Source organism: Lentzea chajnantorensis (assembly GCF_054300775.1).
This window is the reverse complement of record NZ_JBSDZT010000002.1, coordinates 8,029,764-8,050,969: the sequence shown is the minus strand read 5'-3', so window position 1 is coordinate 8,050,969 and position 21,206 is coordinate 8,029,764. Positions and strand designations below refer to the sequence as shown.

Here is a 21,206-nt window from a genome sequence, read left to right as displayed (position 1 = left end):
GGCTCAGCCCCCGTACTCGCCGGCGAAGGCCTGCTCGGCCTCCAGCGCGGCGGGGTGGGCGAGGACCTGGGTGAGCACGCCCAGCGGCGCGGTGACCGCGTCCGCGCCGTCGGCGAACGCCTGGGTGAACTGCCCGGCGTTCTTCACCGATGCCGCGACGATGCGGGTGCTCCCGCGCCGCAGGGCGGCGAGCTGGCGGACGAGGTCGTTGCCGATGCGCGGGTCGCGCCACGCGCGGTCGACGTAGGGGATCACGCTCGCCGCGCCGATCGCCTCGGCGATGATCATGGCGTTGGGCGACTGGGCCGCGGTCAGCGAGACCGGCACGCCCTCGCGCACGAGCCGCTGGGCGAGGACGGCACCGCCGGGGGTCGCCGGCACCTTGAGCACGATGCGCTCCGGTGCGAGCTTCCACGCCTGCAGCGCCTCGTCGAGAAGGTCGCCGTGCGCGCCCGTCGGCTGGTAGTACACCTCGGGGAAGTCGGTCGCGGCCAGCAGCTCGGCCGCGTGCGTGAGCGGGTCGGAGGTGACCTGGCGCAGCAGCGTCGGGTTCGTCGTGACGCCGGTGACGAAGCCGAGCGCTGCCGCGGCGGACACGTCGTTCAGATCAGCGGAGTCCAGCAGGACAGTCATGTGGATCGAAGCCCCCGTGTCGTCGGCAGGTGACTTCGAAGCTACGAACGGGCAGGCCCCTCTCCGGCGGTTCACGGCGGACCTGCCGCCCAACTGCCGCTCCCGCTGCCGTCCTACTTCGACCCGATGTCCAATACATTGGATATCGGCGCCCGAGCCGGCCTGAGGCCTGGTTGAGCCCGGTCACAGCAGCTTCACGGACGTGGCACCCCGCAGGAAACCGGCTGGGTAAACTCGGGAGCAGTGGGACACGGGAGGTGAACAGCGGTGAACTCCGATGAGCGTCGGTTCGAGGTGCTGCGCGCCATCGTCGCCGACTACGTGTCCAACCAGGAGCCCGTCGGGTCGAAGGCCCTGGTCGAGCGGCACAACCTGGGTGTGTCGAGCGCGACCGTGCGCAACGACATGGCCGCGCTGGAGGACGAGGGCCTGATCGCCCAGCCGCACACCAGCGCGGGCCGCGTGCCGACGGACAAGGGCTACCGCCTCTTCGTCGACCGGCTGAGCGAGATCAAGCCGCTCTCGCAGGCCGAGCGGCGGGCCATCCGCAGCTTCCTCGACGGGGCGCTCGACCTCGACGACGTGATGCGCCGCAGCGTGCGGTTGCTCGCCCAGCTGACCAGGCAGGTCGCGGTGATCCAGGTGCCGACCCTGTCGCGTGCGGCCGTGCGGCACCTGGAGGTGCTGCCCATCACACCGGCGCGGCTCATGCTGGTGCTGATCACCGACACCGGCCGCGTCGACCAGCGGATCGTCGAGCTGGGCGACGTCGTCTCCGAACAGGACGTGGCCGACCTGCGCGCGTCGCTGAACCAGGCGATGGCGGGCAAGAAGCTGTCCGACGCGAGCGCCAAGGTCGCCGAGCTGCCCGACGAGATCCGCCAGGACCTGCGCGACCCGATGCTGCGCCTCGCGACGGTGCTGATCGAGACGCTCGTCGAGCACCCGGAGGAACGGCTCGTGCTCGGCGGCACCGCGAACCTCACCCGCAACGTCGCGGACTTCCCCGGCTCGTTGCGCCAGGTGCTGGAGGCGCTGGAGGAGCAGGTCGTGGTGCTGAAGCTCCTGGCCGCCTCGCGCGACCCCGGCCGTGTCATGGTGTACATCGGGGAGGAGAACGAGGCCGCCGAGATGCGCAGCACCTCAGTGGTGTCCATCGGGTACGGCAGCCGCGACAACCCGCTGGGCGGCTTGGGCGTCGTGGGACCGACGCGCATGGACTACCCGGGAACCATGGCGGCCGTCCGCGCGGTCGCCAACTACGTCGGTGAGATCCTGACCGGTCGTTGAACCAGGACTTGTGCTGAAAGATGAACACGAAAGCGAACAAGGTGGCCAGGGATTACTACGGCATCCTCGGTGTGGCGCAGAACGCGACACAGGATGAGATCAAGCGCGCCTACCGCAAGCTCGCAAGGCAGCTGCACCCGGACGTCAATCCCAACGAGGAGGCCCGCTTCAAGGAGGTGACGGCCGCCTACGAGGTGTTGTCGAACCCCGAGAAGCGCCGCGTCGTCGACCTCGGCGGCGACCCGCTCGACTCCGGTGGCGGACGCGGCGGCGGTGACCCGTTCGCGGGCTTCGGCCTCGGCGACATCATGGACGCGTTCTTCGGCGCCTCGGGCGGCGGTGGTGGTGGCCGCGGTCCGCGCAGCCGCGTGCAGCCGGGCTCGGACGCGCTGATCCGCCTCGACATGACGCTGGAGGAGTGCGCCTCCGGCGCCAGCCGCGAGCTGACCGTCGACACCGCGATCCTCTGCGACCGCTGCCACGGCGCCGGCACCGCCGGCGACTCCAAGCCGATCCGCTGCGACACCTGCAACGGCCGCGGCGAGGTCCAGTCCGTGCAGCGCTCGTTCCTCGGCCAGGTCGTCACGTCCCGCCCGTGCCCGGTCTGCCGCGGCTACGGCGAGGTCATCCCCGACCCGTGCCAGCAGTGCGCCGGCGACGGCCGCACCCGCTCGCGCCGCACCATCTCGGTCAACATCCCCGCGGGTGTCGCCGAGGGCATGCGCGTGCGCCTCGCGGGCCAGGGCGAGGTCGGCCCCGGCGGTGGCCCCGCGGGCGACCTGTACGTCGAGGTCGAGGAGCACCCGCACGAGATCTTCGAACGCGACGGCGCCGACCTGCACTGCGTCGTGCAGATCCCGATGACGACCGCCGCGCTCGGCGCCACGCTGCCGCTGAAGACGCTCGACGGCGAGGAGGAGCTGCAGATCGACCCCGGCACGCAGCCCAACACGCAGCTGGTGCTCACCGGCCGCGGCATGCCGAAGCTGCGCTCCACCGGCCGCGTCGACGGCCGCGGCGACCTGCACGTGCACCTCGACGTGGTCGTGCCGACCAAGCTCGACGCGGCCCAGTCCACGCTGCTGCGCGAACTGGCCGAGCTGCGCGGCGAGAGCGAACCGTCCCTGTCGCACAACGGCAAGGGCGGCGGCGGTCTGTTCTCCCGCCTGCGCTCCTCCCGCGGCAACCGGTGACCCTGCCGGTCTTCCTCGTCCCCGCGCTGCCCTCGGGCGAGTCGTTCGTGCTGGACGGCCCCGAGGGCCGGCACGCGGCGACGGTCAAACGGCTGCGCGCCGACGAGGAGCTCGTGCTCTCCGACGGCTCCGGCACCCAGGTCCGCTGCGTCGTCGTGGCGGTCCTGGACAAGGACGCCCTGTCGCTGCGCGTCGTCGAACGCTGGACCGAACCCGAACCGGCCCCCCGCGTCGTCCTCGCCCAAGCGCTCGTGAAGGGCGACCGCGGCGAGCTCGCCGTCGAACTGGCCACCGAGGCCGGCGTCGACGGCGTGCTGCCCTGGCGCGCCGCCCGGTGCGTCGCCAAGTGGGAGGACGGCCCGCGAGGCGCCAAAGCCCTGGGCCGCTGGCGGTCCACGGTCCGCGAAGCGGCCAAGCAGGCCCGCCGCGCCCGCGTGCCGTTCGTCGACGAACCGGTCAGCACCGCGCAACTGGCACAGCGCGTGTCGTCCTCGGCGCTGACGCTCGTGTTGCACGAGAGCGCCACCGACCGGCTCGCCGACGTCGCACTGCCCACCGCCGGGGACGTCCTGCTCGTCGTGGGTCCCGAAGGCGGGGTCACCCCCGACGAGCTCGACGCGTTGCGATCTTCGGGTGCACGAGTGGTCCGATTGGGCCCAACCGTTCTGCGTGCATCTACCGCCGCAGCCGTTGCTCTTGGTGCCATCGGGGTGCTCACTCCCCGCTGGTGACCCCGATCACTCCGAAGAGGAACACCCGATGGATTGGCTTGACGAGAGTTGTAGCGAATCCCAGGCCCTCGGGGTTACCCTTGTCCACAGAGGGGATGATTGGTCTATCCGGAAACGGAGTAGACGATTAGGCCCTTCTGCCCAAAAGACTCGCCGGACACCTCCCCCCTCGGTCCGGCGTCGGCGCCTCGCGGCGAAGCGACCCCCAGGCTTCGGACCGCGGGGCGCCTCCTTATTTCTCCCGCCTCGCGCGCTCGGCGCTGCGCGCCTTCGCCGCTCGGCGAAAGAAGGGTGTTTTTTGGGGGCCGAGCCCCCAAACCCCAGCCGGGCGGCTTCGCCCCCGGACCCCCGGACCAGGTGCCTGCTGCCCCTCCTCTGCCGTCCCTCCTCACCCTCACCTGCTCTTTTTGGGCCTTCCCACCTGCCCTTTCCGGCTCGTTTCCCTCTTCGCTGGCGGCAGCCTTACCGTCCTGGCGATTGGCGTAGGTTCGGGTGTGTGCAGCGGATTGCTTACGGTGACCACCCCAGTCAGTTCGGTGAGCTTTGTGTTCCCGAAGGGACTGCGGAGGGTGCTGTTGTCGTCATCCACGGTGGTTTTTGGCATCAGCGGTACGGGCTCGAGTTGGGGCGGCCACTTGCCGATGTGCTCGTGCGGCGCGGATTCACCGTGTGGAACGTCGAATATCGGCGCGTCGGCGGTGGCGGTGGGTGGCCGGTAACCGGACAGGACGTGCTGGCCGCCATTGATGCCGTCGACATCGGGCCCGTCGTGACATTGGGGCACAGCGCCGGGGGACACCTCGCCGTGTGGGCCGCCAAGCACAGCGACCGGGTCGTCGGCGCGGTCGCACAGGCCGCGGTCCTCGACTTCACCCGGCACATCACCGCACGGGCGCTGGAGCTGTGCACCGAGGAGCAGTTCGCCGAGGCGTCACCGGCCGCGCTGGTGCCGATCGGCAAACCGGTGGTGTGCGTGCACGGCGACCGCGACGAGGACGTGCCCGTGGAGCAGAGCACCGAGTTCTGCGCCGTGGAGCCGCAGGCGGAGCTCGTCGTCGTCGAGGGCGCCGGGCACATGGACGTGATCACCCCCGGCACGGCGTCCTGGCAGCGGTGCGAGGAGGCGGTCGTCCGGCTGGCGCGCGGCTGCTAGAAAGGGCCGGTGCCGAAGGTTGTCGACCACGAGGAACGCCGCCGCGAGCTGGCCGAGGCCGTCTGGCGCATCGTGCGGCGCGACGGGATCGACCACGCCTCCGTGCGGGCCGTAGCGGCCGAGTCCGGGTGGTCCAGCGGGTCGCTGCGCCACTACTTCCCGACGCAGGACTCGCTGCTGGGCTTCGCGATGGAGCTCGCCTACCGGCGGTTCCTCGCCCGGTTCGAGCAGATCGACCCCGCACTCGGCAACCGCGAGCGGGTGGCGGCGATCGCCCACGAGATGCTCGCGCTGGACGAGGACCGGCGGGTCGAGGCGGCGGTGCTGCTGTCGTTCCTGCCGCGGGCACTGGTGGAACCGTCGCTGCGCGAGCTGGAGCGCTACGGCACGCGCGAGCTGTACAACGAGGTCGCGCGCGTGTTCGCCGCCGCGGCGGAAGCAGGCGAGCTGCGCGCCGGCGTGGTGCCGTTGAAGGCGGCACGGAGGTTCATCGCGCTGGTCGACGGGCTCAACGTCCACCACCAGCTCGGGCCCGACGAGCTCACCGCCGAGGAGATGACCGAGGCGGTCGACGACCAGCTGGCCGCCCTGTTCCGCTGAACCCCGCTAGCGTGTGATCGCATGGCCTGTTTGTTCTGCAGCATCGTCCAAGGCGAGATCCCGGCGACCGTCGTGCACGAGACCGCGACGACGCTGGCGTTCCGCGACATCCACCCCAAGGCACCCGTGCACGTGCTGCTGATCCCGCGCGAGCACGTCCCGCACGCCGTGGCACTCGACCGCGACCAGCTCGGCGACCTCTTCGCCGCCGCGAAGGAGGTCGCCGAGGCCGAGGGCGTCGCGGAGAGCGGCTACCGACTGCAGTTCAACACCGGGACCGACGGCGGGCAGGAGGTCTTCCACGCCCACCTGCACCTGCTCGGCGGCAAACGCCTCTGACGAGGGGCCTTCCACCCGGATGGCCTCGCCCCACGACCTCAGACCGTGTGCTTGCTCGAGCTCGACGACCTTCGTGCCGAGGTCGTCGAGCTCGCGATATATCGGATATCGGCGTGGTCAGCTCGCCGTGTGCAAGCGCGGCAGTTCCGATCGAGTCCCTGCGTCACCCGAGTGCGTGCGAGGCGGGGGCGAAGTAGCGCGACCGGTCACCCGGCACGTCGTCGGCACCGCACACCATCAACGTGCACCCGCCGCCACCCTGCTCGAACCCGCGTCCCCGCAGGAAGGCCGCCACCTCGGCGTCACCGGTGTCCACGCGGACCCGGCCCGCACCGGCGGCCACGTCCACGAGCATCGCGCACGCGACCTCAGCCGACGGCGCGATCAGCGGCCCCACGGTCTCCCCGGCCGGGTTCGGCCGCGTCGCGACGACACCCTCCGCCGACATCAGCACCCGGTACGGCGACGCCGGGTCGAGCAGCCGCTCCCACAGCAACGGCCGCGTGAACCCGCTCACCTCCTCGTCCAGCGCGGCGAGCACGGGCAAGTCTGCGGGCGTCGCCGACCGCGTCCTCCCGCTCGCGGGACCGGTGAGCTCGCCCTGGAGCTTCGACCGTTGCCCCGACGGGGTGAAAGCCGAGCCGCGCGTACAGCGGCTCACCCATGGCCGTCGCGAACAACACCGAAGGACTGATGTCCAATACATTGGTCATGAGCTGAGTGCCGATGCCCCTGCGTCCCGCCCACGAACCCACCAGCACACCGCTGATGGCCTGCATCTGCGGGTACGGCGTCGTCACCGCGGTGCCGAGCAACCCGGTCTCGTCGAACGCGCCCCACGCCGGCCCCAGCGCGAGCATCAGCTCCCACTGCTCGGGCGTCCAGGCCCAACCCCGGTCCGTGATGAGCTTCATGCAGTCGGGTACGTCGGCGACGGTCAGCCTGCGGATCTCCACAACCGGTGAGCACACACGGTGAGCAATCCGGTAGCCACTCATTTTCGGCCGGACTAGCATCGTGGCCATCAGATCCGAGCGACAGGAAGCAGGCCGGGGCCTCGTGGCCGAAGAAACACAGCAGAGCAACAAGGAAGGTCAGTCCCGGTTCGCCGTGCCCGACGGTGCGGTGCTCAGCCTGCTGGGGTCGCGCGACGAGAACCTCCGCCTCGCCGAGGAACTGCTCGACGCCGACGTCCACGTGCGCGGGAACGAGATCACCCTCTCCGGCGCCCCCGCCGACGTCGCCTTCGCGGAACGCGTGTTCACCGAGCTCGTCACCCTCGCGAGCCGCGGCCAGGCCGTCGACACCAACACTGTCCGCCGCACCGTCGCCATGCTGAGCGCGAACACGGACGAGTCGCCCGCCGAGGTCCTGAGCCTCGACATCATCAGCCGCCGCGGCCGCACCATCCGGCCGAAGACGCTGAACCAGAAGCACTACGTCGACGCCATCGACAAGAACACGATCGTGTTCGGCATCGGCCCCGCGGGCACCGGCAAGACCTACCTCGCCATGGCCAAGGCCGTCCAGGCCCTGCAGGCCAAGCAGGTCAACCGCATCATCCTGACCCGCCCGGCCGTCGAGGCCGGCGAACGCCTCGGCTACCTGCCCGGCACCCTGTACGAGAAGATCGACCCGTACCTGCGCCCGCTCTACGACGCGCTGCACGACATGGTCGACCCGGAGTCGATCCCGCGCCTCACGCAGGCGGGCACGATCGAGGTCGCCCCCCTCGCCTACATGCGCGGCCGCGCCCAGCCGATCTTCACCCCGGTGCTGACCCCGGAGGGCTTCCGGCCGATCGGGTCGCTCCAGGTCGGTGACCTGGTCATCGGCTCGAACGGCGAGCCGACGCCGGTGCTGGGCGTCTACCCGCAGGGGGAGAAGGACGTCTACCGGGTCACGGCCCAGGACGGTTCGTCCACCCTCGCGTGCGGTGAGCACCTGTGGACGGTCCGCACGGCGTCCGACCGCCGCCGCGACAAGCCGTGGCGGGTGCTCCAGACGAAGGAGATGATCGGCAATCTCCGTGCTGCGCACGCACGCCGGTATGAGCTGCCGATGCTCAGTGCGCCGGTGTGCCTGCCGGAACGCGAAGTGCCGATGGACGCGTACGCGCTCGGCCTGCTCATCGGCGACGGGTGCCTCACGGGCGCGACGACGCCGGCGTTCTCGACGGCCGACCCGGCTCTCGCGTCCGCGCCGGCCCGCGTCATCGCGTCCGGCGACGTGATGACGATCGCCGATCCCAAGACCGCGGTGCTGCGCGAGCTGGGCCTTGACGGCACGACCGCGTTCGTCCCCGAGGTCTACCTCCACAACAGCGCCGACGTGCGCCTGGCGTTGCTGCAGGGCCTGCTCGACGCCGACGGCGGACCGGTCACCCGGATCGGTCGCACGTGCCGCATCCGGTACACGGCGACCTCGGAGCGGCTACGGGACGACGTCGTCGAGCTGGTCCGCTCGCTCGGCGGTCTCGCACACCGCCACGACGCCCACGTCCTGGACATCCGGCTGCCCGCGGGCGTCGAGCCGTTCCGGCTCGAGCGCAAGCGGGAGAAGTACCACGCCGCCGGTGGCGGTGGGCGTCCGATGCGCTTCATCGACAGCATCGAGCCCGCCGGTCGCACCGAGACGGTCTGCATCCAGGTCGCGGCGCAGGACTCCCTGTACGTGACCGAGGACCACCTGCTCACCCACAACACGCTCAACGACGCGTTCATCATCCTCGACGAGGCGCAGAACACGACGCCCGAGCAGATGAAGATGTTCCTCACCCGCCTGGGCTTCGGCTCCAAGGTCGTCGTGACCGGTGACATCACCCAGGTCGACCTCCCCGGCGGCCAGCGCAGTGGTCTGAGAGTCGTCCAGGAGATCCTCGACGGCGTCGACGACGTGCACTTCTCGGTGCTGACCAGCCAGGACGTGGTGCGCCACCGCCTGGTCGGCGACATCGTCGACGCGTACGAGAAGTGGCAGGTCGACCAGGACGCGCTGGACCAGAACGGGCGGCACCAGGGACCCGGTGCACGGCGGGGGAACCAGCGGCGGGGACGATAGGCGCCGTGAGCATCGAGATCGCCAACGAGTCGGGCGTCGGGGTCGACGAGGGTTCCATCGTCTCCGCCGCCCGCTTCGCGCTGGACCGCATGGGCGTGAGCCCGCTGGCCGAGCTGTCCGTCCTGCTCGTCGAGCTGGACGTCATGGCCGACCTGCACGAGCGCTGGATGGACCTGCCCGGTCCCACGGACGTCATGGCCTTCCCCATGGACGAGCTGGACTCAGCCCGCAGGCCCGACGCGGCGGGGCTCGGTCCCGCGCTGCTCGGGGACATCGTGCTGTGCCCGGCGTTCGCCAAGGACCAGGCCAAGAAGGCGGGCCACGGCCTGCTGGACGAGCTGCACCTGCTGACCGTGCACGGCGTGCTGCACCTGCTCGGCTACGACCACGCCGAGCCGGCCGAGGAACGTGAGATGTTCACGTTGCAGAACCGCATCCTCGCGGACTTCCACGCGGCGCGGGACGAGGCCGAGCGGGCCGCGCACCAGCGCAGTGCGGATGACAAGGTGCTCGGCGCCGTCGGTCTCGACGAGCAGAAGCCGCTGCAGCACCCCGAAGAAGACTGATCGCGCCAAGAGAGACTGAGAATGAGCGAGAGCCCTGCCGGTCTCCTGCTGCTGGCCGTCGTCCTCGTGCTCGCCGCGGGCCTGTTCGCGTGTGCTGACGCCGCGCTGGGCACCGTGTCGAGTGCGCGGGTGGAAGCACTGCAACGGCAGGGCCGGTGGGGGACCGGCCAGCTGTTGCAGGTGCTCAACGACCGGCCGCGGCACGTCAACCTGTTGCTGCTGCTGCGGCTGTTCTGCGAGCTGTCCGCGACAGTGCTGGTCACGGGCGTGTTCCTGCAGTACGTCGAGGAGGACTGGCTCGCGGCGCTGTACTCGTGCCTGAGCATGCTGGTCGTGTCGTACGTGCTGGTGGGTGTCGGGCCGCGCACGATCGGCCGTCAGCACCCGTACGGCGTGAGCTTGGCCGCGGCGGGCACGGTCCGCCAGCTCGGCCGGGTGCTGGGGCCGTTGTCGAAGCTGCTGATCCTGATCGGCAACGCGATCACGCCGGGCAAGGGGTTCCGCGAGGGCCCGTTCTCCTCCGAGGTGGAGCTGCGCGAGCTCGTCGACATGGCGCAGGAGCGCGGTGTGGTCGACGAGGGCGAGCGGGAGATGATCCACTCGGTGTTCGAGCTGGGTGACACGATCGCCCGCGAGATCATGGTGCCGCGCACCGAGATCGTGTGGATCGAGCAGGCCAAGTCGCTGCGGCAGGCGCTCGCGCTGTCGTTGCGCACCGGCTACACCCGCGTGCCGGTGATCGGGGAGAGCGTCGACGACATCCTGGGCGTGGTGAACCTCAAGGACCTGATGCGGGCGACGCTCGCGGAGGACGAGAACCCCGAGCACGTCGCCGAGCTGATGCGGCCGGTGAGCTTCATCCCGGACACGAAGCCGATCGCGGACCTGCTGCGGGAGATGCAGCTGTCGCGGCGGCACATGGCGATCGTGGTCGACGAGTACGGCGGCACGGCGGGGCTGCTGACGATCGAGGACATCCTCGAGGAGATCGTCGGCGAGATCACCGACGAGTCCGACACCGACGACCGCCCGCCGGTGGAGCACCTGCCCGACGGGACGGTGCGGGTGAGCGCGCGGCTGCCGGTCGACGACCTGGACGCGTTGTTCGGCACCGAGCTCGACGACCACGAGGTGGAGACCGTCGGCGGCCTGCTCGCGCAGCGCCTGGGCCGGGTGCCGCTGCCCGGCACGGAGGCGGAGATCGCCGGTCTGCGCATGCGGGCGGAGGGCGGCAAGGACGAACGCGGCCGCATCCGGGTCACCACGGTGCTGGTGCGCCCGCTGCCCAACCAGGAGGAGAAGGATGACTGACGTCGGTGTCGACGGCCTGGGTGCCGAGGACGCGAAGCTCGTCACGCTCGCGCGGTCGGTGCGTGCGCGCAACGGTGCGGCGGAGGGTGCCGCGGTCCGCGACCTGGACGGGCGCACCTACAACGCGTCCACGGTGTCGTTGCCGTCGTTGCGGCTCACCGCGCTGCAGGCGGCCGTCGCGGCTGCGGTGTCGAGCGGTGCGGAGGGCTTGGAGGCGGCGGTCGTGGTGACCGACGCGGGCGGTCTGGACGAGGCGTCCGTGGCGGCGGTGCGGGATCTCGCGGCAACTGCGCCGGTTTTTCGTGCAACTTCGGCCGGAGAGGTCGCGGACGTGGTGCGCTGACCCCGTGGGCGGGGGAGCCCGCCTGGTACGAGGGGGAAGTGCGGATGAGACGTTTGACCGCTTTGTTCAGCGTGCTCGCGATCGCCGCGGGCACGCTGTTCCTGTCCGGGCCGGTGGCGCACGCGGCCTGGAGCGACTGGACCGGGCACGGCGGGCAGGTGTACGGCACGCCCGCCGTCACGACGTGGGGTCCCGGCCGGCTCGACGTGTTCGCCGTGGGCACCGACTACGCGTTGCGGCACCGGGTGTACGAGAACGGCCGCTGGCACGACTGGGAGTCGCTCGGCGGCTACCTCACGACCTCGCCGTCCGCGGTGGCGTGGGGTCCCGGCCGCATCGACGTGGTGGCCGGTGACGCCGCGGGCGGGGTGCAGCGGCTGGTCTACGACGGCGTGTGGCGCCCGTGGGAGACGCTCGACACCGGCACGTACCGCTACGGCGCGGCGATCTCGTCGCGCGGTCCCGGCCGGCTCGACCTGTTCACCGTTGGCCGCGGCGGCGCCGGGGACACCGGTCTGCACGTGAAGAGCTTCGCCGACGGCACCTGGTCGGGCTGGACCGCGCTGGGCGGCGACCTGGCCTCGACGCCCGCGGCGGTGTCGTGGGACGCGAACCGGGTCGACGTGTTCGCCAAGGGCGCCGACAGCTCGCTGCACCACACGTGGGCCGACAACGGCGTGTGGGGGTCGTGGGAGTCGCTGGGCGGGGGCATCGACCAGGCACCGGGTGTCGCGTCGTGGGCGCCCGGCCGGCTCGACGTGTTCGCCCGCGGCACGGACAACTCGCTCTACCACAAGGCGTTCGACACGGTCTGGCACGCGTGGGAGTGGCACGGCGGGGTGCTGTCGTCCGGTGCCGCCGCGGTGTCGTGGGGCCCGAACCGCATCGACGCCTTCGTGACCGGCAACGACAGCGCGGTGCACCAGAAGGCCTGGTCCTGACGGTCGTGTGCGGCGTGGAATAGCAGATCCCGGGACCGGCGACAACCCCGTTGCCGGTCCCAGGGACAATGGCGGGATGGATGGTTACCGCTCCGGGTTCGCGTGCTTCGTCGGCCGCCCGAACGCAGGGAAGTCGACGCTGACGAACGCGCTGGTGGGCACGAAGGTCGCCATCACGTCGAGCAAGCCGCAGACGACCCGGCACACGATCCGCGGCATCGTGCACCGCGAGGACGGCCAGCTGGTGCTGGTGGACACGCCGGGGCTGCACCGGCCGCGCACGTTGCTGGGTCAGCGCCTGAACGACCTGGTGCGCGAGACGTGGTCGGAGGTCGACGTGGTCGGCTTCTGCGTGCCGGCCGACCAGAAGGTCGGGCCGGGCGACAAGTTCATCGCCGCCGAGCTGGAGAAGGTCGCGAAGCGCACGCCGGTGGTCGGCATCGTCACCAAGACCGACCTGGTGTCGCAGCAGCAGGTGGTGGAGCAGCTGCTCGCGTTGCAGAAGGTCATGGAGTTCGCCGAGATCATCCCGGTGTCGGCGGTCGACGGCTTCCAGGTCGACAAGCTCGGTGACCTGCTGCTGGGCAAGCTGCCGGAGGGCCCGCCGCTGTACCCGGACGGCGACCTGACCGACGAGCCGGAGCAGACGCTGGTCGGCGAGCTGATCCGCGAGGCCGCGCTGGAGGGCGTGCGCGACGAGCTGCCGCACTCCATCGCCGTGGTGGTCGAGGAGATGCTGCCGCGCGAGGGCCGCGACGACCTGATCGACATCCACGCGTTCGTGTTCGTGGAGCGGCCGTCGCAGAAGGCGATCATCCTGGGACACCGGGGTGAGCGGCTCAAGCAGGTCGGCACGGCCGCGCGCAAGCAGATCGAGGCGCTGCTGGGCACCCGCGTGTACCTGGACCTGCACATCAAGATCGCCAAGGACTGGCAGCGCGACCCGAAGCAGTTGCGCCGCCTGGGCTTCTGATGGCGAACCTGTACCGCGACACCGGGATCGTGCTGCGCGTGCAGAAGCTCGGTGAAGCGGACCGGATCATCACCTTCCTGACCCAGCGGCACGGCAAGCTGCGCGCCGTGGCCAAGGGCGTGCGCCGCACGACGTCGAAGTTCGGCGCGCGGCTGGAGCCGTTCTGCCACGTCGACGCGCAGTTCCACCCCGGCCGTTCGCTCGACATCGTCACGCAGGTGCAGACGCTCGACGCGTTCGGCGTGGGCATCGTGGACGACTACCAGCGCTACACGGCCGCGTGCGCGGTGCTGGAGACCGCCGACCGGCTCACCGCCGAAGAGGGCGAACCGGCCGTGCGGCTGTACCTGCTGGTCGCGGGCGCGCTGCGGGCGTTGGCGGCGGCTGAGCGCGATCCGTCGCTGGTCCTGGACGCGTTCCTGATGCGGGCGATGTCGTTCGCCGGGTGGGCGCCCGCGGTCAACGAGTGCGCGAAGTGCGGTGACCCCGGTCCGCACCGCGCGTTCAGCGTCCAGGCCGGTGGGTCGGTGTGCCCGAACTGCCGTCCGCCGGGGTCCGCGTCGCCGTCGAGCGACACGCTGTCGTTGCTGTCCGCGTTGCTGCACGGGCAGTGGGACGTGGTCGACGGGATTCCGCACCTGGCCCGCCGTGACGCGAGTGGGCTGGTCGCGGCGCACCTGCAGTGGCACCTGGAGCGGCAGCTGCGGTCGTTGCCGTTGGTCGAGCGCAAGGCCCGTGCCGACGAAGGCTAATGTGGCGCCTACCGACAACGGTTTTCGCCCGAGAGGATGCCTGGTCCAATGCTGCGTCGACGTCGTGCCGAGGCTGAGAAGCGCGTGCCGCGCCCGCCGGAGCCGCACCCGTCCGGCGCTGTGCCCCCGGCGATCCCGGCCGAGTTCGTGCCCAAGCACATCGCGATCGTCATGGACGGCAACGGCCGCTGGGCCAACCAGCGCGGCCTGTCCAGGGTCGAGGGCCACAAGCGCGGTGAGCAGGTCGTCGTCGAGGTCGCCAAGGGCGCGATCGAGATGGGTGTGAAGTGGCTGTCGTTGTACGCCTTCTCCACGGAGAACTGGCGCCGCAGCCCGGAAGAGGTCCGCTTCCTGATGGGCTTCTCCCGCGACGTGATCCACCACCGCACCGACGAGCTCGACGAGCTGGGCGTGCGGGTGCGCTGGGCGGGACGCCGGCCGCGGTTGTGGCGCAGCGTCATCAAGGAGCTGGAGGTCGCGGAGGAGCGCACCCGCGACAACGACCGGCTGAACCTCGCGATGTGCATCAACTACGGCGGCCGCGCCGAGATCGGTGACGCCGCCCGCGAGATCGCGCGGCTGGTCGCCGCCGGGCAGCTCAACCCGGAGAAGGTCGACGAGAAGACCCTCGCCCGCTACCTGTACCAGCCCGAGATGCCGGACGTGGACCTGTTCATCCGGCCGTCCGGCGAGCAGCGCACCTCGAACTTCATGCTCTGGCAGTCCGCGTACGCCGAGCTGGTGTTCCAGGACATCCTCTGGCCCGACTTCGACCGCCGCGACCTGTGGCGCGCCTGCGAGAAGTTCGCCGAGCGCGACCGGCGCTTCGGTGGTGCGGTCGACAAGCCCGACTCGGAGGTCTCGTGAACGCCACAGGTGACGCCCTGGAGTCCGCCCGCAAGGCGCTGGAGCTGTTCCACGACGTCGCGGTCGACGACGACGGCGCGCTCAGCTTCCGCCACGGCGACGTGCCGTGCGCGGTGCAGGGCATGGAGCTGGCCGACGGCCTGACCGTTCTCTCGCTGACGTGCGTCGTCGCGTGGGACCTGCCGGCCGACGCCGCCGTCTGGGTGGCGGAACGCGCTGGTCAGGGCCTCTTCGGCACGCTCGGCGTGATCGCGTCCCAGCGCGGTGTCGACGTGATGCTGCGGTACGCGTTCCCGGCGGACGGGCTCAAGCCCGAGCCGCTGAGCACGCTGCTCATGCTCGTCGTCTCGACCGCGTCGCAGGTGCGCGGCGAGCTGCTGTCCCGCTTCTCCTAGCTTTTCAGAAAGGAACCCCTTCCATGGGTGGCGTGATCATTTACGAGCCGGAAGAGGACTCCGAGGTCAACGAGTTCCCGTGGACGGTGACGTTCGAGCCGTCCGGCGGGGAGGAGTGGGACTCCTTCATCTGCGGGCCCTACGAGCGCGACCACGCGGTGGCGCTGGCCGAGGCCGTGGCGCTCGACGACACCGAGGGCGGCGTGCTGGCCGTCGTCGCACCGATGCTGCCGGCGCTGAGCGCGGCCGACGTCATCGCGACGATCGAGGACCTGCGTGAAGCCGCGGCCGAGGAGGACGAGGCCGAGGACGACACCGTCAACGGCACCGCGGTCGACTTCGACGACGAGGAGCTCGTCGAGGAGGAGGCCGAGTTCGCGGAGCCGCCCTCGCCCGAGGAGGTCCGCGCGGGCATGGAGCGCACCTACCGCAGGCTGCTGGACGCGGAATGACGATCACCGGCGAGATCCGCTCGCCGAAGCGCCGCTCCGGCCCGCCTCGGCTGAAGATCACGTCGTTGGAGGTGCTGTGCGGGGTGCTCGTCCTCGCACTGCTCTTCCAGTCCCGGCTCGTCGACCTGCTCGACGTGCCGAAGCTGCGCACCGCCTCGACGGTGTTCGTCGCCATCTGCGTGCAGGCCATGCCGTTCCTGGTGCTGGGCGTGCTGATCTCGGGCGCGATCGCGGCGTTCGTCCCGGCCTCGGTGCTGCGCAGGGCGCTGCCGTCGAAGACGGCGCTGGCGGTCCCGGTCGCGGGTGTCGCGGGCGTGGCGCTGCCGGGCTGCGAGTGCGCGTCGGTGCCGGTGGCGCGGCGGCTCATGCAGCAGGGCGTGGCACCCGCGGTGGCGCTGACGTTCCTGCTCGCGGCCCCCGCCGTGAACCCGATCGTGCTGGTCTCGACGGCGGTGGCGTTCAACGACACCCCGATGATGGTCGTCGCGCGGTTCGCCGGCTCGCTGCTCACGGCGATGGTCATGGGCTGGCTGTGGGTCCGCTTCGGCAAGGCCGAGTGGATCGCGGAGCGGGCGCTGGCCCGCATGAAGGACAACACCGGCGCCAACAGGTGGACCGTTTTCGCCGAGAGCGCGCGGCACGACCTGGTCGACGCCGGCGGGTTCCTCGTGCTCGGCGGCCTGTTCGCGGCGGCGTTCAAGACGTTCGTGCCAGTGGCCTGGATGGAGACCATCGGCGGCCAGATCGTGCTGGGCGTGCTGGTCATGGCGGTCCTGGCGGTCGTGCTGGCGCTGTGCTCGGAGGCCGACGCGTTCGTGGCCGTCGCGTTCTCCGCGCTGCCGCTGCTGCCGCGCCTGGTGTTCCTGGTCGTCGGCCCCGCCGTCGACGTGAAGCTGATCGCCCTGCAGGCGGGTGCGTTCGGCAGGTCCTTCGCCTTCCGCTTCGCACCCGCTACCTTCGTGGTGGCGATCTTGTGCGCGGTCCTGACCGGGGTGGTGCTGCTGTGAGGCGGGAAACCCAGAACATCCTGCTGGTCCTGCTCGGCGGTGCGCTGCTGAAGATCAGCTTCTCGGGCCTGTACCTGCGCTACGTGAAGCCGGGCCTGCTGCCCCTGCTGATCGCGGGCGGCGTGATCATGATCGGCCTGGCGCTGTTCGCGATCGTCCGCGACATCCGCGCGGCCAGGCCGGTCGAGGCCGCGGACCACGACCACGCCGAACACGGTCACGAGCACTCGTCGCGTTCGACGTGGCTGTTGCTGCTGCCGGTGCTCGCCGTGTTCCTGATCTCGCCCCCCGCGCTGGGCGGTGACGTCGTGGGCTCTGCCGCCGACACCAACCAGACGCAGCGCGCCCGCAACCTGCTCGGCGAGCTGCCCTCCGGTGACGTCATCCCGCTGTCGATGACCGAGTTCATCACCCGCACGGCGTGGGACGAGTCCGGCACGCTCGACGGCCGCAAGGTCAAGCTCACCGGCTTCCTGACCCGCGCGGAGGGCTCGACGTACGTGGCCCGCATCGCGATCTCGTGCTGCGCCGCCGACGCCCGCCCGCTCAAGGTGAAGCTGCTCGGCGACGTGCCGGCGCTGCCCGACGAGCAGTGGGTCGAGGTGACCGGCCAGGTGGTGCCGAAGTCGGCGTCGGAGCAGACGTCGTGGGTGCCGAGCTTCACCGTGGAGTCGTCCGACCCGGTGGCCGAGCCAGCCGAGCCCTACGAGTCCTGACCGTCCGTTCCCGCGCGCACGCGGGGACCTTTCGTACCCCACAACGGTACGAAAGCTCCCCGCGTGCACTAAGCCGGTGGCCGAGTCGGCCGAGCCCTACGAGAGCTGAGCGGCCGTTCCCGAGTGCACGCGGGGACCTTTCGTACCCCACAACGGTACGAAAGGTCCCCGCGTGCACTGGGCCGGTGGGCTACTTGAGGCCCTTGGCGGTGCACTCCGCGCACGTTCCGAAGATCTCGACGGTGTGCGAGACCTCCGAGAAGCCGTTCTCCGCCGCCACCCGGTCCGCCCACTTCTCGACCGCGGGGCCCTCGACCTCGACGGTGCGGCCGCAGTGGCGGCACACCAGGTGATGGTGGTGGTGGGCGGAGCAGCGGCGGTAGATGGCCTCGCCGGTGTCCGTGCGCAGCACGTCGACCTGGCCCGCGTCGGCCAGCGACTGCAGGGTGCGGTAGACCGTGGTCAAGCCGATGCCCTCGCCGCGACGGCGGAGCTCCTCGTGCAGTTCCTGGGCGCTGCGGAAGTCGTCGAGCTGGTCGAGCAGGTTCGAGACGGCCGTGCGCTGCTTGGTGGACCTGAGTCCGGTCACAACTTCTCCTCGACGTGCGTCACAGCGTCTACCACTATGTGCGCCAGGTGTTCGTCCACGAGCCGATAGACGACCTCGCGGCCGTGCCGTTCGCCGTGCACCACGCCCGCTGACTTGAGCACGCGCAGGTGCTGGCTGATGAGCGGCTGCGCGACGCCCAGCGCCTCGACCAGCTCGTGCACGCAACGGTCGTGTTCCTGCAGTTGGAGCACGATGGCGATGCGCACGGGAGCGGCGAGTGCGCGGAGCAGGTCGCCGGCCGCGGCCAGGGTCTGCGCGGAGCGCGGTGGCAGCGGTGCGGGGGCCGCGCGTTCGGGGGAGTGCTCGCCGTGCAGCTGGACGGTCATGGCGGCACACCTCACCTGGTAGGGATTTTCAGAACCAATTCTAGTGCGATGAGGACGAGTACCAGCAGGACCACCACGCGCAACGTGCGATGAGCTGGGGAAAGAACCTTCCAGGTGGCGGCCAGGAGGGCGACGGCACCGACGATCAGGACGCCCAGCAGCACCGCGCCGACCGTGCCGCCGACCAGGACGCCCGTGACGAACAGGGCGAGCACGGCGAGGAACGCCACCGCCGGGCGCACGCGGGCGAGCGGGCCGTCGCCGGGCAGGAGAGGGCGCTTGGAGTTCACCGTGCCATCCTTGCACCGTGCTGCTCGTGTGCCGGTTCCGCGTGTCCGACCCAGAGACGTTCACCGCGCGGGTGAGACGCGCCCTCGAGCTCCTGACCGCCCAGCCGGGATGTCTCAGGGGCACGCTGGCGCGGTCCACCGACGAGGACGACCGCTGGGTGCTCACGGTGGAGTTCGAGTCCGTGGTCGCCTACCGGCGGGCGATGTCGCCGTTCCCGGTGCGCGAGCACGTGGTGCCGTTGCTCTCCGAGGCGTTGACCGACGAGCCCGCGATGTACGAGCCGACGCTGACCAGCACCGGCGGCGCGGTCGAGGAGCACACGAGCCTGCTCGCCGAGGACGCGTTCACGGTGCGGCTGGGTGAGGCGGCGGGCCCGGCTACGCCTCGGCGATAGCCCGCATCTCCTCGACCCACTCGTCGTGCGAGTCGTGGGGGAGCAGCTCCAGCGCCCTGCGCGCCGCCGCCGCGGCCTCCTCGGTGCGGCCCAGCGCGTGCAGCGTCTTGGCCTTGCCGCTCTCCGCGTACGCCTCCGGCGTCTTCTCGAACGCCTCCAGCGCCTCGTCGAAGCGGCCGTTCTCGAAGTAGTACCAGCCCAGGTTGTTGTGCAGCGGACCCAGCCAGCGGCCCAGCTCCGGGTTGCCCCCGACCAGCTCCAGGCCCTGCTTCGTCCACTTCTCCGGGTCGTCGACCAGCGACGCCATGTGCGCGGCGTCCACGGCCAGCGACAGGTCACCGCGGGTCTTGGCGAGGATGAACGCCGCCACGAACAGCGGTTGCGCCGCCTGCGGGTCACCGGCGGAGCGGTGCAGCCGGCCGCGTTCGAGCAGCACCCGCACACGGCCGGTGGAGTCGGGTGCGATCAGCGCCTCCGCTTCGTCCACGAGCGCGTGACCTGCGGCGAAGTTCTCCCGCAAACCCTCGGCGCGGGCGAGCTGGGTCAGCACCTCCGCCCGCTCGTCGTCGGTGCGCACGTTCTCCAGGAACGCGCGGAACCGCGCCTCGGTGCCGTCGAGGTCGGCGAAGTCCCACAGCTCCCGCAGCCGGTCTTCCATTCGTGCAGGGTAAGGCTTCCGGTCGCCCGTTCGGGGCGCGACGTGACGGGCTAGGCTGTGGCCCCCGATTCTCATTCCCCCGTTGGAGTTCGAAGTTGGCCGCCGATCGCATCGAGACCGTTGTCAGCCTCTGCAAGCGCAGGGGGTTCGTCTACCCGTGCGGGGAGATCTACGGCGGTACCCGCTCGGCGTGGGACTACGGCCCCCTGGGCGTGGAGCTCAAGGACAACATCAAGCGCCAGTGGTGGAACTTCATGGTCCGCGGCCGCGAGGACGTCGTCGGCCTGGACTCATCGGTCATCCTGCCGCGTGACGTGTGGGTCGCCTCCGGTCACGTCGAGGCGTTCGTCGACCCGCTGATCGAGTGCGAGTCGTGCCACAAGCGGTTCCGCGCGGACACCCTGTCCGAGGAGTACGCCGAGCGCACCGGCAAGGAGGTCGCCGAGGGCGACGTCTCCGACGCGCCGTGCCCCAACTGCGGCGTGCGCGGCAAGTACACCGAGCCGAAGATGTTCAACGGCCTGCTCAAGACGCACCTCGGTCCGGTCGAGACCGAGGAGGGCCTGCACTACCTGCGCCCGGAGACCGCGCAGGGCATCTTCACGAACTTCCTGAACGTGCAGACGACCTCGCGCAAGAAGCCGCCGTTCGGCATCGGCCAGATCGGCAAGTCGTTCCGCAACGAGATCACGCCGGGCAACTTCATCTTCCGCACCCGCGAGTTCGAGCAGATGGAGATGGAGTTCTTCGTCGAGCCCGGCACAGACGAGGAATGGCACCAGTACTGGATCGACGAGCGCACCCGCTGGTACACGGAACTGGGTGTGTCGAAGGAGAACCTGCGCCACTACGAGCACCCGAAGGAGAAGCTGTCGCACTACTCGAAGCGGACCGTCGACATCGAGTACCGCTTCCAGTTCGGCGGCCAGGAGTGGGGCGAGCTCGAAGGCATCGCCAACCGCACCGACTTCGACCTCACCACGCACTCCAACGCCTCGGGTGTCGACCTGTCGTACTTCGACCAGGCCACGAACTCGCGCTACAAGCCGTTCGTCATCGAGCCCGCGGCGGGTGTCGGCCGGCCGATGATGGCGTTCCTGCTGGAGGCCTACACCGAGGACGAGGCCCCGAACGCCAAGGGCGGTGTCGACAAGCGCGTCGTGCTGAAGCTCGACCGCAGGCTCGCACCGGTGAAGGTCGCCGTGCTGCCGCTGTCGCGCAACGCCGACCTCTCGCCGAAGGCCCGTGACCTCGCGACGGACCTGCGCCGCAACTGGAACGTCGACTTCGACGACGCGGGTGCCATCGGTCGCCGCTACCGCCGCCAGGACGAGATCGGCACGCCGTTCTGCGTGACGGTCGACTTCGACACGCTCACCGACCTCGCCGTGACGGTGAGGGAGCGGGACACGATGTCGCAGGAGCGGGTGGCGATGGACCAGCTGGAGTCGTACCTGGCCGCGCGCCTGGTCGGCTGCTGAGTCGCACACGGGTTCCGCGGAGCGGGTCGGGCGTCGAGCCCGGCCCGCTTTCGCGTTGTCCGGGGGTGTTGTGCGCTCGGGCGGGCGACCGGGAACGGTGGGCCGGGTGGGTCGGGCGGCGGTG

Annotated in this window: 25 protein-coding genes and 4 pseudogenes; 22 read left to right on the top strand and 7 right to left on the bottom strand. The window is 70.7% G+C overall.

Going from position 1 to position 21,206, the window contains the following annotated elements; translation table 11 throughout:
- Positions 1-3: 3 nt before the first annotated feature.
- Positions 4-633, bottom strand: coding sequence for a transaldolase family protein (locus ACVDFE_RS38555; RefSeq protein ID WP_458433873.1), 630 nt, complete (start codon positions 631-633; stop codon positions 4-6).
- 267 nt (positions 634-900) lie between these two features.
- Here ACVDFE_RS38555 and hrcA point away from each other — a divergent pair, with 267 nt between their 5' ends.
- From hrcA to ACVDFE_RS38525, 6 genes are read left to right on the top strand one after another with little or no spacing between them, the layout of a single operon-like run.
- Positions 901-1,923 carry a heat-inducible transcriptional repressor HrcA gene (gene hrcA, locus ACVDFE_RS38550; protein WP_360397158.1) on the top strand — a complete coding sequence of 341 codons (1,023 nt, stop codon included), beginning with the start codon at positions 901-903 and terminating at the stop codon, positions 1,921-1,923.
- A gap of 41 nt (positions 1,924-1,964) precedes the next feature.
- Positions 1,965-3,116, top strand: coding sequence for a molecular chaperone DnaJ (gene dnaJ / locus ACVDFE_RS38545; RefSeq protein ID WP_360397446.1), 1,152 nt, complete (start codon positions 1,965-1,967; stop codon positions 3,114-3,116).
- Entirely contained in the window at positions 3,113-3,847 is a 735-nt protein-coding gene (locus ACVDFE_RS38540; protein WP_458433872.1) for a 16S rRNA (uracil(1498)-N(3))-methyltransferase, read from the top strand. The genes dnaJ and ACVDFE_RS38540 overlap by 4 nt, the downstream gene beginning before the upstream one ends.
- A 28-nt stretch (positions 3,848-3,875) precedes the next feature.
- Complete coding sequence (locus tag ACVDFE_RS38535) at positions 3,876-5,000, top strand: alpha/beta hydrolase family protein (protein WP_458433870.1); 1,125 nt, start codon at positions 3,876-3,878, stop codon at positions 4,998-5,000.
- A gap of 9 nt (positions 5,001-5,009) precedes the next feature.
- Complete coding sequence (locus tag ACVDFE_RS38530) at positions 5,010-5,600, top strand: TetR/AcrR family transcriptional regulator (RefSeq protein ID WP_360397161.1); 591 nt, start codon at positions 5,010-5,012, stop codon at positions 5,598-5,600.
- Positions 5,601-5,621: 21 nt separating this feature from the next.
- Entirely contained in the window at positions 5,622-5,939 is a 318-nt protein-coding gene (locus ACVDFE_RS38525; protein WP_458433869.1) for an HIT domain-containing protein, read from the top strand.
- Positions 5,940-6,102: 163 nt separating this feature from the next.
- Here the strand turns inward: ACVDFE_RS38525 and ACVDFE_RS38520 are convergent, their stop codons facing one another.
- Positions 6,103-6,480: a hypothetical protein gene (locus ACVDFE_RS38520; protein ID WP_458433868.1), complete on the bottom strand. Its 378-nt coding sequence runs from the start codon at positions 6,478-6,480 to the stop codon at positions 6,103-6,105.
- Positions 6,481-6,631: 151 nt separating this feature from the next.
- Positions 6,632-6,799 (bottom strand): annotated as a pseudogene (locus ACVDFE_RS38515) (hypothetical protein); the annotation flags it as partial.
- Between the two features lie 199 nt (positions 6,800-6,998).
- On the opposite strand from ACVDFE_RS38515, the pseudogene ACVDFE_RS38510 reads away from it, so the two are divergent.
- From ACVDFE_RS38510 to ACVDFE_RS38445, 14 genes and pseudogenes are all read left to right on the top strand, one after another.
- A pseudogene (locus ACVDFE_RS38510) lies at positions 6,999-7,691 on the top strand (PhoH family protein); the annotation flags it as partial.
- Positions 7,680-8,399, top strand: a pseudogene (locus ACVDFE_RS38505) (LAGLIDADG family homing endonuclease); the annotation flags it as partial. The pseudogenes ACVDFE_RS38510 and ACVDFE_RS38505, both read left to right, overlap by 12 nt.
- 243 nt (positions 8,400-8,642) lie before the next feature.
- Positions 8,643-8,999: pseudogene (locus ACVDFE_RS38500) on the top strand (PhoH family protein); the annotation flags it as partial.
- A gap of 5 nt (positions 9,000-9,004) precedes the next feature.
- Positions 9,005-9,565, top strand: coding sequence for an rRNA maturation RNase YbeY (ybeY, locus tag ACVDFE_RS38495; RefSeq protein ID WP_458433867.1), 561 nt, complete (start codon positions 9,005-9,007; stop codon positions 9,563-9,565).
- Positions 9,566-9,586: 21 nt separating this feature from the next.
- A complete protein-coding gene (locus ACVDFE_RS38490) occupies positions 9,587-10,876 on the top strand; it encodes a hemolysin family protein (RefSeq protein ID WP_360397166.1) in 1,290 nt (429 codons plus the stop codon).
- The gene (locus tag ACVDFE_RS38485) at positions 10,869-11,219 is read left to right on the top strand and encodes a cytidine deaminase (RefSeq protein ID WP_458433865.1); all 351 of its coding nucleotides are present in this window, start codon (positions 10,869-10,871) and stop codon (positions 11,217-11,219) included. The genes ACVDFE_RS38490 and ACVDFE_RS38485 overlap by 8 nt, the downstream gene beginning before the upstream one ends.
- 44 nt (positions 11,220-11,263) lie before the next feature.
- On the top strand, positions 11,264-12,160 hold the full coding sequence (locus tag ACVDFE_RS38480; RefSeq protein ID WP_360397168.1) for a PLL family lectin: 897 nt from the start codon (positions 11,264-11,266) through the stop codon (positions 12,158-12,160).
- 76 nt (positions 12,161-12,236) lie between these two features.
- A complete protein-coding gene (gene era / locus ACVDFE_RS38475) occupies positions 12,237-13,133 on the top strand; it encodes a GTPase Era (protein ID WP_360397169.1) in 897 nt (298 codons plus the stop codon).
- The gene (recO, locus tag ACVDFE_RS38470) at positions 13,133-13,885 is read left to right on the top strand and encodes a DNA repair protein RecO (protein WP_360397170.1); all 753 of its coding nucleotides are present in this window, start codon (positions 13,133-13,135) and stop codon (positions 13,883-13,885) included. Before era ends, recO begins: the two co-directional genes overlap by 1 nt.
- 48 nt (positions 13,886-13,933) lie before the next feature.
- Positions 13,934-14,752 carry an isoprenyl transferase gene (locus ACVDFE_RS38465; RefSeq protein ID WP_360397171.1) on the top strand — a complete coding sequence of 273 codons (819 nt, stop codon included), beginning with the start codon at positions 13,934-13,936 and terminating at the stop codon, positions 14,750-14,752.
- The gene (locus ACVDFE_RS38460) at positions 14,749-15,147 is read left to right on the top strand and encodes a YbjN domain-containing protein (RefSeq protein ID WP_360397172.1); all 399 of its coding nucleotides are present in this window, start codon (positions 14,749-14,751) and stop codon (positions 15,145-15,147) included. Before ACVDFE_RS38465 ends, ACVDFE_RS38460 begins: the two co-directional genes overlap by 4 nt.
- Before the next feature lie 32 nt (positions 15,148-15,179).
- The gene (locus tag ACVDFE_RS38455; protein ID WP_458433863.1) at positions 15,180-15,599 is read left to right on the top strand and encodes a hypothetical protein; all 420 of its coding nucleotides are present in this window, start codon (positions 15,180-15,182) and stop codon (positions 15,597-15,599) included.
- Positions 15,596-16,606 (top strand): permease, encoded by a 1,011-nt coding sequence (locus ACVDFE_RS38450; protein ID WP_458433862.1) that lies wholly within the window; start codon positions 15,596-15,598, stop codon positions 16,604-16,606. Before ACVDFE_RS38455 ends, ACVDFE_RS38450 begins: the two co-directional genes overlap by 4 nt.
- Positions 16,603-17,322 (top strand): TIGR03943 family putative permease subunit, encoded by a 720-nt coding sequence (locus ACVDFE_RS38445; RefSeq protein ID WP_458433861.1) that lies wholly within the window; start codon positions 16,603-16,605, stop codon positions 17,320-17,322. The genes ACVDFE_RS38450 and ACVDFE_RS38445 overlap by 4 nt, the downstream gene beginning before the upstream one ends.
- Before the next feature lie 190 nt (positions 17,323-17,512).
- Here ACVDFE_RS38445 and ACVDFE_RS38440 read toward each other — a convergent pair whose 3' ends face one another.
- Genes ACVDFE_RS38440 through ACVDFE_RS38430 form a run of 3 tightly spaced genes read right to left on the bottom strand, consistent with a single transcriptional unit; the run spans position 17,513 to position 18,548 of the window.
- Positions 17,513-17,911 (bottom strand): Fur family transcriptional regulator, encoded by a 399-nt coding sequence (locus tag ACVDFE_RS38440; protein ID WP_360397176.1) that lies wholly within the window; start codon positions 17,909-17,911, stop codon positions 17,513-17,515.
- Positions 17,908-18,258 carry an ArsR/SmtB family transcription factor gene (locus ACVDFE_RS38435; RefSeq protein WP_065913762.1) on the bottom strand — a complete coding sequence of 117 codons (351 nt, stop codon included), beginning with the start codon at positions 18,256-18,258 and terminating at the stop codon, positions 17,908-17,910. Before ACVDFE_RS38435 ends, ACVDFE_RS38440 begins: the two co-directional genes overlap by 4 nt.
- An 11-nt stretch (positions 18,259-18,269) precedes the next feature.
- A complete protein-coding gene (locus tag ACVDFE_RS38430; protein WP_360397177.1) occupies positions 18,270-18,548 on the bottom strand; it encodes a hypothetical protein in 279 nt (92 codons plus the stop codon).
- A 17-nt stretch (positions 18,549-18,565) separates the two neighbouring features.
- Here ACVDFE_RS38430 and ACVDFE_RS38425 point away from each other — a divergent pair, with 17 nt between their 5' ends.
- A complete protein-coding gene (locus ACVDFE_RS38425; protein WP_458433860.1) occupies positions 18,566-18,943 on the top strand; it encodes an antibiotic biosynthesis monooxygenase family protein in 378 nt (125 codons plus the stop codon).
- On the opposite strand, the gene ACVDFE_RS38420 is transcribed toward ACVDFE_RS38425, so the two are convergent.
- On the bottom strand, positions 18,927-19,601 hold the full coding sequence (locus tag ACVDFE_RS38420; RefSeq protein WP_360397179.1) for a tetratricopeptide repeat protein: 675 nt from the start codon (positions 19,599-19,601) through the stop codon (positions 18,927-18,929). The genes ACVDFE_RS38425 and ACVDFE_RS38420 overlap by 17 nt on opposite strands.
- Positions 19,602-19,696: 95 nt before the next feature.
- On the opposite strand from ACVDFE_RS38420, the gene ACVDFE_RS38415 reads away from it, so the two are divergent.
- Complete coding sequence (locus ACVDFE_RS38415) at positions 19,697-21,082, top strand: glycine--tRNA ligase (RefSeq protein WP_458433859.1); 1,386 nt, start codon at positions 19,697-19,699, stop codon at positions 21,080-21,082.
- Positions 21,083-21,206 lie beyond the last annotated feature (124 nt).

Coding starts and splice junctions, on each gene's coding strand:
- ACVDFE_RS38555 (WP_458433873.1), bottom strand. CDS start 633: ATGACTGTCCTGCTGGACTCCGCTGATCTGAACGACGTGTCCGCCGCG.
- ACVDFE_RS38535 (WP_458433870.1), top strand. CDS start 3,876: ATGGATTGGCTTGACGAGAGTTGTAGCGAATCCCAGGCCCTCGGGGTT.
- ACVDFE_RS38525 (WP_458433869.1), top strand. CDS start 5,622: ATGGCCTGTTTGTTCTGCAGCATCGTCCAAGGCGAGATCCCGGCGACC.
- ACVDFE_RS38490 (WP_360397166.1), top strand. CDS start 9,587: ATGAGCGAGAGCCCTGCCGGTCTCCTGCTGCTGGCCGTCGTCCTCGTG.
- ACVDFE_RS38485 (WP_458433865.1), top strand. CDS start 10,869: ATGACTGACGTCGGTGTCGACGGCCTGGGTGCCGAGGACGCGAAGCTC.
- ACVDFE_RS38480 (WP_360397168.1), top strand. CDS start 11,264: ATGAGACGTTTGACCGCTTTGTTCAGCGTGCTCGCGATCGCCGCGGGC.
- era (WP_360397169.1), top strand. CDS start 12,237: ATGGATGGTTACCGCTCCGGGTTCGCGTGCTTCGTCGGCCGCCCGAAC.
- recO (WP_360397170.1), top strand. CDS start 13,133: ATGGCGAACCTGTACCGCGACACCGGGATCGTGCTGCGCGTGCAGAAG.
- ACVDFE_RS38465 (WP_360397171.1), top strand. CDS start 13,934: ATGCTGCGTCGACGTCGTGCCGAGGCTGAGAAGCGCGTGCCGCGCCCG.
- ACVDFE_RS38450 (WP_458433862.1), top strand. CDS start 15,596: ATGACGATCACCGGCGAGATCCGCTCGCCGAAGCGCCGCTCCGGCCCG.
- ACVDFE_RS38435 (WP_065913762.1), bottom strand. CDS start 18,258: ATGACCGTCCAGCTGCACGGCGAGCACTCCCCCGAACGCGCGGCCCCC.
- ACVDFE_RS38420 (WP_360397179.1), bottom strand. CDS start 19,601: ATGGAAGACCGGCTGCGGGAGCTGTGGGACTTCGCCGACCTCGACGGC.